Raw genomic sequence first — 13,623 nt, 5'->3', positions numbered from 1 at the left:
AAGCGCAGAGAACGCACAGTTTATTTTTTCAGCGTTCTCGTCGCTAAACTTACCTTTCTCTGCGTGAAATCATTTTACTTCTCTCCACCCAAAAATATTAAGCTGTAAATCCATCACCTCATTTCCACGATATTTGTGGTTTACAAAAGGCCGCATACGATGCTGATTTGTGTCAATAAAATACCGGAAACCGTTTTCTTCAAAAACCCGGATCACGTCTGCCAGTCCCTGATTGTTGCCGATGTAAGAGTGAAATTCAACAAACAGATTTTTTACATTACCGAGCGAGTGCCGGCAATCTTCCAATACTTCAATTTCTGCACCCTCAATATCTATTTTCAGGAAATCAATCGATTTTTCCTTTTCAAGACAATCCTTCAATCTTATGGAAGGAATCAGTTTTTTTTCAGCCTTGGAATAAATGGATGAAGAATCGGCAGACTCACTTCCAAACCAGATTCCTGCTGTATCCTTCCAGACCGCCTTCGGGATAATTTCAACTCCTTCTATTTTATTCCGGATTAAATTAGAACGCAGCAGCTGGATGATTTCCGGCTCAGCTTCAAACGCGGATATTTTTGCAGCGGGATATAATTCCTTAAAATAGAGGACACTCATCCCAATATTGGCACCACAGTCCAGAATGACAGGAGAGGGGGTGTCCGATTTGAAAAAGTAAAATTCGTCAGCATAAATCTCTTTATACTGCCACAAAAAGGACATGACATCCGGCACTTCAAGCTGGTATTTTCCGAAACTTACGTGCGTACGGTTGTGCCGTTTGGCGTTGCCATATTTTAAAAGAAGTTTGATAAACTCCCTGTCACGTGAAGTACGTAACGCCTGAAATGGTTCTTTAAGCAGATAGCGCAGCCAGTACATGAAAATAATTATTCATTGAAATTTAGAGCGAAGATAGGGCAAAGATCATAGCTGACCTTGGGAGCCTGTCAAAATTACTTTCGTTTGTGTACTTTTGCACGAAGTATCCAATTTGATCTGGCGCATGCGTGTTTGTTTTGTTATGGCGGGGCTGCCGCATTATTTTACTTTAATCCTGAATAAAATGGTTTCAGAATACGGAACCGATCTTATTCTGATCAAACCCAGCCAGAAAAGTAAAGCCGTCGGCTCAGGTGTGAAGGAAGGCGATTCTGAGATGAAGTTCAGACTGGTTGAACTGCCCGAATATACAACCTGGTACGGAAAGCCATTTTTTAAAGATCTGATCCCAACATTAAAGGAAATAAATCCGGACATTATTGTGATGTCGGCCTGGCCCTATTTTCTGCAGCTGGTGCTCAATCCTTTTTTTTATCCAAAATTAAGACGTCTTGGGGCTAAACTCATTTGCCGGGATATTCCATTTAATATTTCCTATTGGGGAAAAAGTAAAGAGTACTACTATTCAGGGCAAAACATCACAGAAGACCTGGGCAATGAGGATAAAAACTGGAAAGGATATCTTTATTTTTTTATCATAACCTGTTTACGAAAAATTTATCTGCCGCTTGCAGATGCACATATTAACTACTTCGATGAAGCCCAAAATATCACAGGAAGTTATGGTGTGCCGAAAGAGAAAATTTTTATTGCTGCCAACTCCCCGGATACGGACGAATTGCTTGCTACATACGGGGAAGTTTTAAAGCAGCCGGAAATACTGCCGTACAATCCGCAGCGGTTGATTCATGTCGGCCGTCTGGTTAAATGGAAGCGGGTCGATATGCTGATTCAGTGTGTTAAAAACCTGGCATCTACGCTTCCAAAGATTGAATTGGTAGTGATTGGTTTTGGTCCGGAAGAGGAATCGCTAAAACAACTTGCTGCTGAACTGGGTGTTTCTGACCGCGTTTTATTTATTGGGGGAGTTTACGAATCACTGACTTTAGGCCGTTATCTGCATGCTTCATCAGTTTATGTATTGGGTGGTATGGGAGGCTTATCCATCAACGATGCCATGTGTTTTGCCAAGCCTGTGGTTTGTTCTGTTGCAGACGGGACGGAAAAACGTCTGGTACGTGAGGAACATAATGGTTACTATTTTACAAACGGCAACCAGTCGAGTTTGGATGCTGCAATTGTGAAGTTGCTTAAAGATCCTGAAAAGATCAAACTGTTCGGAGAGAATTCATTGGAAATAATAAAAAAGGAAGTAAATATTCACAGTGTACTTCGGGAATATGATGTTGCATTTCAATATGTTATGAAGCATTAATTACTGAAATATTGGTATCAAAAAATGAAAATATTAAGCATTGTAGGCGCCCGGCCTAATTTTATGAAAGTTGCCCCTCTTCACAGGGCTTTTTCAAAACATCCGGAAATTGAATCAAAAATCATTCATACCGGTCAGCATTACGATGCGAAAATGTCGGATGTGTTTTTCAACCAGCTTGAATTACCCAAGCCTGATTATTTTCTGGGTGTAGGAGGCGGGTCACATACGCAGCAAACCGCGAAGATCATGATTGAGTTTGAGCAGGTTATGCTTGCCGAAAAGCCTGACATCGTATTGGTTGTTGGGGACGTGAACTCAACAATTGCCTGCGCCATGGTAGCTGTGAAAGAACATGTGCCGGTTGTACATGTAGAAGCAGGATTAAGAAGCGGCGACCGGCGGATGCCTGAGGAAATTAACCGTATTATGACAGATGGTATTTCCGATGACCTGTTCGTGACGGAAAACGCAGGTATTGAAAACCTGAAAAAAGAAAGCATTCCGGATGAGAAGGTTCATTTTGTAGGAAATGTGATGATTGATTCTCTGGTTTACTACCGCGAAAAAGCTTCCACACTGAATTTGTTAGAAGGGCTGAATTTAGAATCAAAGTCTTATGTGTTGGTAACGATGCATCGGCCAAGCAATGTTGATTTTGCAGAAGGTCTCCGAAATATATTGGATATTATAAAAGATACTGCCTCCAGAACCAAAGTGCTCTTTCCGGTGCACCCGCGTACCCTTAAAAACATGGAAACCTTCGGATTGCTGGATGAATTAAAGTCCATTCAGAATGTGACACTAATGGAGCCTCAGGGATATCTGGAGTTTCTGTATCTGATGGAAAATGCACAGCTTATCGTGACAGATTCAGGTGGTATACAGGAAGAAACGACTTACCTCAAAGTACCTTGTATCACATTCCGCGCAAGCACAGAGCGCCCGGTAACCGTTGAAATGGGAACCAACTATTTGTTAAGTGACCTGAATCCGGATTCCGTAAAAGAACTGGTAATAGAAATTTTGGACGGAAAGTCGAAAGAAGGTGAAACACCTCCCTTGTGGGATGGGCATGCCGCCGAACGGATTGCTGAGATCCTGCTAAAAAAATATGCTAAAAAGACTTCATAGTGGGAATTGTAGTTAGGCAGAGTCTTAAGGCTGGTTTGGGATCCTATATTGGAGTTGGAATTGGGATTATTAACCAGTTGTATATTTCTACCGAGTTTCTCTCGGTGGAACAATTAGCTCTTTCCCGATTACTGCTGGAAAACTGTCTTGTCTTCTCAGCGTTTGCGCATTTGGGCACGCCCTTCATCGCAGATAAATTTTTCGGACTTTTCAGGGATGATGAAAATCAGCACCGGGGAATTTTACCTTTTCTACTTTTTCTGCCATTTGTAGGAGGGCTCTTATTTACAGTAATTTATCTGATTTTCACGCCAGAAATCAAAAGTTACTTTTTGGGAGAATCCCCGATGATCGTTAAATATCATTTTCTGGTTATTCCCTGGACGCTTTTTTGGATATACATTACAGTTCTCGAATCATATTGCCGGAACAATGCAAGGATAGCCGTTCCCGGTTTTATCCGTGAAGTTTACCTGAAACTGGCTAACGTATTGCTTATCCTGATGTTTGGATTGGGTTGGCTGAGTTTCGATCTGATGTTATATCTGATCGTTGCTTCATATGGCCTGGCCATTGTTTTTCTAATTATTTATATCAAAAAGCTTGGGAAACTGTACTGGCGTTTTCCGGACACTTCTGTTTTAACTACCGGATTATTTAAGCAAATGCTTGGTTACGGCAGCTTTACGTTGCTTGGCGGGATTGGTGTTAATCTGATGATGTTTATCGACAGATCGATGATTGCCGGAGAAAAGGGGCTGATTAGCACCGGAATCTTTATTATAGCGGCCAACATTGCCAATATTATTGAAATTCCTAAAAAAGCAATTGCGCAAATTTCAATTCCTCTTTTATCCACTGCGCTTTTAAATAATGATCACAAGCAGATCCGAACGATGAATCAAAAATCTGCACTCAACCAAATGATTGCAGGCGGGGTTGTTTTCTTATTAATCTGGGCCAGTATTGATGATATTTTTTATCTGATACCCAAGGGAGATACCTACGGTGAGGGAAAGTATGTGGTTCTTTTTCTGGCACTGGTGAAAGTTTTTGACATTGCAACCGGACTGAACAGTGAGATTATTCTTTACTCCAGATATTTCAGGTGGGCCACTTTGTTTATCGTAGCGACTGCAGTGATCAGTTTTTCTCTTAACTTGTGGCTTATTCCGATTTATGGTTTTATTGGTGCCGCGGTCGCAACGGCTTTAACTACTTTGATATACTCAGTGGTTAGGATGACATTTGTCTGGGTGAAATTTGATGTACTTCCTTTTACCATTCAAAGTCTGCGGGTTGTGCTGATCATTGCGGTGCTTTATGCAGGAACATTTATCATCCCGGAGTATACACGCACAATTTTTACAGCGATGGGTATGATGGTGCTGAGATCTTTTTTGATACTTGTTTTATTCAGTACCGCAATAGTGGGCTTTAATGTTTCAGAAGAAATTACCGGTTTATTTAACGGCCTTCGAACCAGATTTTTGAAATAACAGATTTAAAGCAGCTTGTTGATCAACCTAATCTTTTGGCCTTTTTTTACCCTTTCATTCACAAATTCCATATCACGGATATAAATCGTATTTTCCGGATTGGTGGATTCGATCGGAATAATGGTTCTTTTTGCCGGATCATAGCTGTTTGGTGTAAATCCCAGTGACAGTAATTTGTTATGAATATAGTTTTGGCCAAATTCATATTGATCAGAAAGTCCGTTGGTTTCCATAATGATCACTTTCAGTTCGGGGCGTTTTAACGTTTCGGCAGCACCGTTGATCACGTTCGCTTCAAATCCCTCGACATCAATTTTCAGAAGATTAGGCATTTCATTTACCATCAGATTATCAAGTGAATTTACCGGAACATTGGTAATTGATCCGGAGAAATTTTTATCGGTAATGACATGGTTGATCGCATCCAGTGAATTGGAAAAAACAAGTGTTTCTTCTTTATCCCCAACTCCCATGTTAAATAAGATGGCCTTGTCTGTAAGATTGTTGTAATTAATATTTCGCTTCAAACGGGAAAAAGTGGAAGGAATAGGCTCAAAAGCAATCGATTTTGCGCCGGAAACCCCCGATGCAAGAACAGAATAGACTCCAATATTAGCTCCTACATCTACAAACGTATCTTCCGGCCTTAAAAAATGCATCATAAAAAGCATCTCGTTGGTATCATACAGACTGGTATAAATCTGTAACTCCGCGCTGGACATGCCTTTATCAACGACAAGGAAAGTATTTTCTATAAAAGGATAAACGATCGGATGCTTATGCAACCTGATCACCAGGCCCCGTTTCAGAAAGGTTAGCAAAGCACTTAGCTGGCGGTTTTTATTAAGTGGATGGTTTAATATTGTCTTTATAGTTTTTAATTTCATCAGCGCAACGGATTGAAGAGGGCGCAAAAATATAACATTTAATTGAAGATACTCACCGAAACGAATGTCAGGATCGGGGCAAAATAGCTGTCTGTTTCCTTTTCATTTAAAAAGTGCCCGGTCTTTATCTAATTACTCACTAATATTGTATTTCAGTTTTGGTTGAAAACATATCCTCATAGGAATTAAGAGTAGGACATTTTTATTAATTATATGATTCGGGTTTTAAAGAATAAGGTTTGGGATGTTTTCAATGTTATTGGAATAGGAGCAGTTTTGCAGCTCGTACTGACCGGCGCGTTAAAGGACTATGGCTGGTTTAGAAGTTATAATTCAAGACAGTCTGTTGATGGAGACGGGAACCCGCTTCCGTGGTATACCTATTCTTTTATTTTCTTTTTAAAACCAAGGCTGAAACCACATTTTGAAGTGTTTGAATATGGCTCCGGCAATTCTACCCGCTGGTATGCAGGTATAGTAAAACATGTAACAGCGGTAGAGCATGATACCAACTGGATTAGTTTGATCACGCCTAAACTACCAAAAAACACAACCGTAATGTCAAGACCAGTAGGGGAGACCTACATCAATGCAGTTCAAACGGAAAATAAATTTTATCATATCGTGGTGGTAGACGGCCGAAATCGTGTGAAATGTACCACTGCTGCTGTTGAATGCCTAACAGAAGACGGTGTATTAATCCTGGACAATTCGGAAAGAGAATGGTATCAAAAAGCAAAAGATCTAATGCACAGCAAAGGATTTAAACAGCTTGATTTTCGGGGTGCCTTGCCGATCATCAGTAGTGAAAGCTGCAGTACTGTTTTTTACAGAGAAGGAAATTGCCTTGGGATCTAATCAAAGTACTTTCCCGTAGCTTACTTTACAGGTTACGTTTCCACCCATGTTTTCTTTAAAACGGATTAAACTTTCTTTCTCTTTACCCTGATAATCCAGGGAGGAGCCCAAATCTAAAACCGATATTTTTTCCTTTTGGCAATAGTTATAAATTGTTTTGAGAACTAAAACGGACGGACTAAAAGTTGCATAATCCGGTAGACTGGCGGAAAGGAAGTTGTACAGGATGCCTTCGGTGACACGAACCGTTACGGAAAGCGAGACTATCTGGTCTTCTTTTATCGATGCAAAAACAATCAACTGTTCAGGAAAGTGATCAATAAGTTCGGATAGCTGATTTTTACTTATTGATAAACTATACCCCTTTTGTTTCCTGCAAAAAGTAAGAAAGCTGTAAATCACATTTACATTTGGTGCCTCCCAAATTTTACATACAAATCCTGCTGACACACATTTTCTCAGTCTTCGGTTTTCTGAACTGCTTATAAGTTTTTCATACATGGTCCCACAAACCGGAATGTAGTGATTCGAAATACTTGTAGTTACGGAGAACCCTTCTGAAATGTAGCTGTTTGACAGTAAAGCATTCGTTTGTGGATTGTAACAGGTTGCAGGTGTATTTACAGCGACTTTAGTGATGCCGATAGACTTTGCCCAATTAGTAACACATTGAAGCAAAAAGCGAATATCATTTTCATTACAATGTTCTGCACACTGAATACCGCCAAAGGGAGCACGTGGAGGAGATGATAATGTTCCGTCAGGTAGTAAAATACAGGTAAATAATGCAGAGGCAGCGGGTTGACGATGTTTGAAGAGCAGGAAATATTCAACTGGTTCATTGGTTTGTGTCTGAAGATGTTTTGTCGTCAGATATAAATAAGTTTCAAAACCAACAGGTATATCCGGCAGGTTTTTTTGTTTAAACAGGTATACTGTTGCCGTGGAAGAAACCCACTTGAAGTCGGGTTTTAAGTTTTGTTTTCTGATGATTTTTGAGGTATAAGTGTGTTATCAAATAAATTCGACAATTTGATCGAAATATGCCCGAGAAATATCTACAAGGGCAATAAGTAATTTCGTCTGATGTCAATTAAAATATACTAATTTTATTTTTTTACTGTTAAATACAGTGTCTATTACTATTTTTGTGTAAACCAAAAGACAAATTAATTAACCAAATAATAAAATGGTTTACTAATTTGTAATTTTTTGACAAATAATGATTATGGTTTAGTATCTTGTTACCATAACCTTGAAAATAGAATTCCGTATTTATTTGGATCCAACCCGTACATGAAACACATACTTATTGCCGAAGATCACGCAGTGGTTAGAATTGGGACGAAACATCTCCTGCAATCCCTTATTCCCGACTCCGTCATAACCGATGTTGATGATTTTGATAAGATTGTTAAAGAGCTGGAAATTAAGACTTATGATCTGTTGATACTTGACATTAACATTCCCGGTGGTAACAATACTAAAATGGTGGAAACCATTCGGATAAAGTCGCCGGAAACAAGGATTTTGATGTTTTCCAGTTACGATGAGCAGCTTTACGGATTACTTTATCTACAGGCAGGTGCAGACGGCTATCTTTCCAAAGATGCCCCTGAAGAAGAATTTCAGGCTGCCGTGCTAAGTGTACTAAACAATAAAAAGTACATGAGTGAAGATATGCAGCAGATGAATATCAACAGGCTTATTAATCCAAAGGAATTTCAGCCCGATCCGATTATCAGTTTGTCTCCCCGTGAAACCGATGTGATGAACCTGTTAAAAGAAGGTTTGGGAACCGCTAAAATCGCTGAAAAATTGAACCTGCAGCTATCAACAGTTAGTACTTACAAAGCAAGAATCTTTGAAAAACTGGGTGTCAAAAATATAGTTGAACTCATTACTAAAATAAAATAAAGGCAAGCGTCCTTTTATCAATACTAATAACCCTGCGAATTTTTTCGGGGTTATTTTTTTATAGTTTATTTTCAAATCGTCCTGCATGCGAAAACTACGTGTTGAAGAAATGAACCGTCTCACTGTTGACGAGTTCAAAGAATCGGACAAATTTCCTTACGTCATTATACTGGATAACATACGAAGCCTGAATAATATAGGCTCTTTTTTTCGTACCGCAGACGCTTTTCGTGCGCAAAAAATCATACTTTGCGGTTATACCCAGCAGCCGCCACATCGTGAAATTACGCGAAGTGCATTAGGTGCGGAACTTTCAGTACAGTGGGAAAAGGCTGAGATCGCAACGGACGCTGTTCGTAACTTACAGGCAGAAGGTTACCAGGTTTTGGCAGTTGAGCAGGTCGAAGGAAGTACTGAACTTCAAAAATTTATCTTTGAGCCTGAAAAACGGTATGCTTTTGTTTTTGGAAATGAAGTTGAAGGTGTTTCAGACGAGGTGATGATGCAGGTGGATGGGTGCGTTGAGATTCCACAGTTTGGTACGAAGCATTCCTTTAATGTGTCCGTGTCTGCTGGAATAATTTTATGGGAGTTTGTGAGGAAAATGATAACATAAATATAATACAAAATATTTGGATGTAATGTTATATTAAGTTGTACTTGCACGTTAATTGAATGGTCCGGATTACAACTCGGTTTTTTCTTACAGCAAATAATCGCCTGACACCAATTCATTTATAGAAACCAAAATAGAAATTATGAAATCCGCAACAAAGAAGTTATCCGCCGAGATCGCTGAAACATTAGCAACCAAATTTGAATCAGTAGCAGCCGGTTCGAAAAAAATAAAAAAATCAATTGAAAAAGCTGCTGCCAAGCTCGCAAAAAAGGTAGCAAAATTTGAAAAAGAAAACCTGAAGGCAAAAGCAAAAGAAGCTAAGGAGCTCGAAAAAAAGGCTAGCGGCAAAGGAGAAAAGAAAGGTAAAAAAGAGAAGAAAAAAGAAAAAACCGCTAAACTGGCAGCTTTGGTGGCTGCTGCTACAACCAAAGCACCGGTAGCAACTCCGGCTAAAGTAGTAACACCGGTTAAATCATCGGCACCTAAAACCACTGCCAGAGCATCTGTGAAATCGCCTGCGGCAAATCCTGTTACAGCTGCACCTGTACAAACTGACGAAAACAACGGTTAATCCGGATTTGTGTTATATCAAAGTGATTCAACCTCGGAAGGGGTTGAATTTTTTGTTTCCGGTGTTTTCAGATGAAGTTACTTGTTGCTATCGATTTCGTATAACATATAACCAATATCGTTATTGAAATCTGCCGGCGCGGGTTATGCTAAAATTTTTCGCCCTTCCTGCTTTCTGTTATTTTCTGCTTTTGTGCAAATGTTATGCGCAGGAATATAACTCTGTCGTGATCAGTGAGATCATGGCTGATCCGTCGCCGGTAGTTGGTCTTCCGGATGCTGAATATCTTGAAATTTACAACCGATCTGAAAAGGTAGTTTCGCTGAAAGGATGGAAACTTGTCACCGGAGCGCGAACGTCTGTTTTACCGGATTCGTCCATTGCTCCTGGTTTATACGCTCTGATTTGTCTAAGCAGTAAGGCAGGTTTACTAAGTAAATATGGTAAAGTGATCGGACTAACTTCATTTTCACTGACAAATGAGGGACTGTCTCTTGGGTTATACAACTCTAACAACAAACTTGTCTATTCCATATTTTACACTAACAAATGGTGGGTTTCGGAAAAAAAAGATGGTGGTTTTTCAATTGAGATGGTGGATGTAGGTAATCCTTGCGGCGAAGGTGAAAACTGGATCACATCTGTTGATAAAAGTGGAGGAACGCCCGGGCTGAAGAGCAGCATAAGTAAAGTGACAAGAGATTCGGAGCTGCCGTTTGTTGAGCGCATAGATGTGCAGGACAATGGCCAGCTTCTTATTGTTTTTAATAAAAGAATGGATAGCCTCAACGTTGTTGCAGGGGCGACGATTGATCTACCAGGACGTAAAATCATAAGGAAACAACTTGACCTTCCTTTGTTTCATATTCTGAGGCTGACGCTGGATGTATCTCTTTTAAAAGATCAGGAATATTCGCTTTCCATACGTAATGTCGCGGACTGCTCCGGCAATCTCCTGCGTGCATCGGTTCACCGTGTCGGACTGCCTTCACCAGCTGATTCGGGAGATGTAGTAATTAATGAAGTGCTTTTTAATCCCAGAGACTCCGGTGTTGACTTTGTAGAGCTTTACAACAGGTCTTCCAGGTTTATCAACTTAAAAAACTGGACTATTGGAAATATAAAAACGGATGGATCCAGTGCTTTCAACTTGATTACTTCTGCGGACTTACTCATTTCACCACATGCTTATCTTGTTGTTACCACCGATCCGAAATTAGTGAAAGAGCAATATTCTTCGGGCTTACAAGCGAATTTTTTCGAGACATCTGCCCTTCCGTCGTTGCCGAATACAGAAGGAGGCGTGATATTAAGAAATGCCGGTTCAGGGGAATTTGACCGTTTCCTTTATTCAGAAAAAATGCATCATGAACTACTTTCAGGTTATGAAGGCGTTTCATTGGAAAAAGTGGATAGCGATGTTTCTTCCTCGGTAACCGGTAACTGGCAATCGGCTTCATCGGTGACGGAGTATGCCACTCCTGGATATGCTAATTCTCAAAGAAGGCTGGAAAATCCGGAATATTATTTCAAAATCGAACCGGAAGCATTTTCTCCTGATAATGATGGGCAGGATGATTTTGCTGTTATAAAATATAAACAGCATCCGGCCGCACTTTTAGGTACAATCCGCATTTTCTCAGTGAATGGCAGATTGGTCAGAAACCTTCTGCGTAATGAGCTGATTGGTACCAATGGAGAAGTCAGTTGGGATGGGACAGATGAATATGGCCAGCTTGTTCCGACGGGTTACTATTTAGTTTTAATCGATTGTTTTGACAATTTTGGGAAATCCATTCAATACAAAAAACGTGTCGTGGTCGCCAGGAAAAACGGATAATTACAGTTTATTAATACCAATCGTGGCCAGCATTCTCCCTGTTTTTCCGTTTTCTAACCGGTAAGAAAAATAATCTTCATTGTTTAAAACTGTCGAAAAGTCTGAAACTTCAACATGTTCCGGATTTAATCCGCACGAAAGTAACTGATCCTTATTCGCCTTTTTCAGGTCGACAAAATATTTGTGTTTCTTTTCATCCCAGCGTTTATGTACCGATTCGAAATGTAGTGCAACTTCTTCACCCACTTCGAATGAACATTCGTCAATACAGGTGCCAACGTAACCAAAACAATCACCCGGTTCGGTGCCAAATTTTACCTTCATATCTTCAATTGTTTTGGAAACAATATTTTGAACTGTACCCCGCCAGCCTGCGTGAATCGCAGCAACAGCCTTTTTTATCGGATCGTAAATAAGGATTGGGGTGCAGTCGGCAATGGTGACGGCTAGCTGGATGCCGGCTTTACTGGTTATTAATGCGTCATAACCTTCATAACGGCCCGGTTGCTCAACATGTAAAATTTCCGCTCCATGTATCTGATGCGACTTGGCAGTATCAGCGACATTTATACCCAAGCCCGAAAAGAAGCGGAGATTGTTTTCGGTTACATTTTCAGGTTCATCAGTTGTTGAACCGCCCAGGTTTAAAGAATTGTAAGGAACCTCGCTTACACCGCCATGTCTTGTACTCTCCCCAGCAATAAGTTCATGAAATTGATTAAAAATTGCTGGTCGTCGGAAAAGTGGCTTTTCGTTCATTCGGTTTGAATTTAACGGTCTTATATTTGTCGGGTTCAAATATAAGTGTCCGGAGCTGAAATTTTCCTGATAAGATGGCTTATTTCGTTTTGAAGAAAATAAGTAAAGCAGATAATTTTTTGAATATAGAGGGGCATAAAGTAATATTGAATAGTATTTAGTCTTCCATCAGATCAGGATCATTACGGATCTATACATTACAAAAATCAAAATGGCTAATTGGGTTAAAAACTGGTTGGGCAAACAGCCCGCTGAAATCAGTAAAACTAAGAATGAAACAAATAAGGCCATGAATTACCGACTTCTTGGAAATTGCGGATTGAGGGTTTCCGAGCTTTGTCTTGGAACAATGACTTTCGGAACCGACTGGGGATGGGGTGCAGATAAAGCCTCCTCTCAGCAGATATTTGATACATTTATAAATGCAGGCGGAAACTTTTTTGACACCGCAAACAGATATACCAACGGAACAAGCGAGCAGTGGCTTGGCGAGTTTGTTAAGTCTGACCGGCACCGATATGTTGTTGGTACTAAATATTCGCTAAAAGACAGGGTGGGAGATCTTAATTTCTCCGGAAATCACAAGAAGAACATGGTACGTTCTGTGGACGAAAGCCTGAAAAGGCTCAATACAGAATATGTCGATGTCCTTTGGCTGCATAGCTGGGATTTTACCACTGCAGTGGAAGAGGTTATGAGGGGATTGGATGATTTGGTAAGAAGCGGGAAAGTGCTCCATCTCGGAATTTCAAACACACCCGCCTGGGTTATTTCAAGAGCTAATACACTGGCTGACTGGAAAGGTCTGAACAAATTCGTAGCGATTCAGGTAGAATACAGTTTGATTCAACGTGCTCCCGAAAGAGACCTTTTACCAATGGCTGATGAAATGGGCTTATCTGTTACTTCCTGGGGAGGCCTGGGAAATGGATTGCTAACTGCCAAATATACCGAGGGACAAACAGGAAGACTACGTGAAAACAGTCCGCGGTTTTCAGAAAAAAATAATGCGATTGCTCTTGAGGTTAAAAATATAGCCGCGGAACTGGGAGTAACTGCTTCACAACTGGCGCTTGCCTGGATCATGCAGCAACAAAAGCCTGTGATTCCGATTGTAGGTGTGAGAAACGTAGGGCAGTTACAGGATAATATTAAAAGTCTTGAAGTTAATTTGTCTTCTGAAATTCTAACCAGACTCAACGAAGCATCCGCTATTGAGCTGGGATATCCTCATGATTTACTTGCCTCTAACGGGTCAAAAGGAGATCTGTATTCTGGGCTTTTTGATCATTTATTGTTTTAATAATTTAAGAAAGCTGCT

Annotated in this window: 13 protein-coding genes; 9 read left to right on the top strand and 4 right to left on the bottom strand. The window is 40.3% G+C overall.

Going from position 1 to position 13,623, the window contains the following annotated elements; all coding sequences use genetic code 11:
- Window positions 1–69 precede the first annotated feature (69 nt).
- The gene (locus E0F88_RS03540; protein ID WP_131956704.1) at window positions 70–882 is read right to left on the bottom strand and encodes an FkbM family methyltransferase; all 813 of its coding nucleotides are present in this window, start codon (window positions 880–882) and stop codon (window positions 70–72) included.
- Between the two features lie 124 nt (window positions 883–1,006).
- Between E0F88_RS03540 and E0F88_RS03535 the strand changes: the two genes are divergently transcribed.
- The 3 genes from E0F88_RS03535 to E0F88_RS03525 are packed head-to-tail and all read left to right on the top strand — an operon-like array spanning window position 1,007 to window position 4,851.
- Window positions 1,007–2,218, top strand: coding sequence for a glycosyltransferase family 4 protein (locus tag E0F88_RS03535; protein ID WP_131956703.1), 1,212 nt, complete (start codon window positions 1,007–1,009; stop codon window positions 2,216–2,218).
- A 24-nt stretch (window positions 2,219–2,242) separates the two neighbouring features.
- Window positions 2,243–3,352 carry a non-hydrolyzing UDP-N-acetylglucosamine 2-epimerase gene (gene wecB / locus E0F88_RS03530; RefSeq protein WP_131956702.1) on the top strand — a complete coding sequence of 370 codons (1,110 nt, stop codon included), beginning with the start codon at window positions 2,243–2,245 and terminating at the stop codon, window positions 3,350–3,352.
- Window positions 3,352–4,851: a lipopolysaccharide biosynthesis protein gene (locus E0F88_RS03525; RefSeq protein ID WP_229213661.1), complete on the top strand. Its 1,500-nt coding sequence runs from the start codon at window positions 3,352–3,354 to the stop codon at window positions 4,849–4,851. Before wecB ends, E0F88_RS03525 begins: the two co-directional genes overlap by 1 nt.
- Before the next feature lie 5 nt (window positions 4,852–4,856).
- Here the strand turns inward: E0F88_RS03525 and E0F88_RS03520 are convergent, their stop codons facing one another.
- Window positions 4,857–5,738, bottom strand: a complete 882-nt coding sequence (locus tag E0F88_RS03520; protein WP_131956700.1) for an FkbM family methyltransferase — start codon at window positions 5,736–5,738, stop codon at window positions 4,857–4,859.
- Window positions 5,739–5,951: 213 nt separating this feature from the next.
- On the opposite strand from E0F88_RS03520, the gene E0F88_RS03515 reads away from it, so the two are divergent.
- Complete coding sequence (locus tag E0F88_RS03515; RefSeq protein WP_131956698.1) at window positions 5,952–6,596, top strand: FkbM family methyltransferase; 645 nt, start codon at window positions 5,952–5,954, stop codon at window positions 6,594–6,596.
- Here E0F88_RS03515 and E0F88_RS03510 read toward each other — a convergent pair whose 3' ends face one another.
- On the bottom strand, window positions 6,597–7,274 hold the full coding sequence (locus tag E0F88_RS03510; protein WP_131956696.1) for a hypothetical protein: 678 nt from the start codon (window positions 7,272–7,274) through the stop codon (window positions 6,597–6,599).
- Between the two features lie 618 nt (window positions 7,275–7,892).
- Between E0F88_RS03510 and E0F88_RS03505 the strand changes: the two genes are divergently transcribed.
- The 4 genes from E0F88_RS03505 to E0F88_RS03490 all read left to right on the top strand — a co-directional run bounded on the left by E0F88_RS03505 (window position 7,893) and on the right by E0F88_RS03490 (window position 11,543).
- A complete protein-coding gene (locus E0F88_RS03505; protein WP_131956694.1) occupies window positions 7,893–8,513 on the top strand; it encodes a response regulator in 621 nt (206 codons plus the stop codon).
- Between the two features lie 85 nt (window positions 8,514–8,598).
- The gene (locus tag E0F88_RS03500) at window positions 8,599–9,129 is read left to right on the top strand and encodes a TrmH family RNA methyltransferase (RefSeq protein ID WP_131956692.1); all 531 of its coding nucleotides are present in this window, start codon (window positions 8,599–8,601) and stop codon (window positions 9,127–9,129) included.
- Between the two features lie 142 nt (window positions 9,130–9,271).
- The gene (locus E0F88_RS03495; RefSeq protein WP_181956069.1) at window positions 9,272–9,703 is read left to right on the top strand and encodes a histone H1/H5 family protein, HCT subfamily; all 432 of its coding nucleotides are present in this window, start codon (window positions 9,272–9,274) and stop codon (window positions 9,701–9,703) included.
- Window positions 9,704–9,848: 145 nt separating this feature from the next.
- Window positions 9,849–11,543, top strand: a complete 1,695-nt coding sequence (locus tag E0F88_RS03490; RefSeq protein WP_131956690.1) for a lamin tail domain-containing protein — start codon at window positions 9,849–9,851, stop codon at window positions 11,541–11,543.
- Here E0F88_RS03490 and pgeF read toward each other — a convergent pair whose 3' ends face one another.
- Entirely contained in the window at window positions 11,544–12,302 is a 759-nt protein-coding gene (gene pgeF / locus E0F88_RS03485; protein ID WP_131956688.1) for a peptidoglycan editing factor PgeF, read from the bottom strand.
- Window positions 12,303–12,591: 289 nt separating this feature from the next.
- Between pgeF and E0F88_RS03480 the strand changes: the two genes are divergently transcribed.
- Window positions 12,592–13,605 (top strand): aldo/keto reductase, encoded by a 1,014-nt coding sequence (locus E0F88_RS03480; protein ID WP_131956686.1) that lies wholly within the window; start codon window positions 12,592–12,594, stop codon window positions 13,603–13,605.
- Window positions 13,606–13,623: the final 18 nt, after the last annotated feature.

The sequence above is a fragment of the Dyadobacter psychrotolerans genome (assembly GCF_004349265.1).
GTDB lineage: Bacteria > Bacteroidota > Bacteroidia > Cytophagales > Spirosomataceae > Dyadobacter > Dyadobacter psychrotolerans.
Note: the sequence above shows the minus strand (reverse complement) of the source record. Positions and strands in the feature narration are given on the sequence as shown.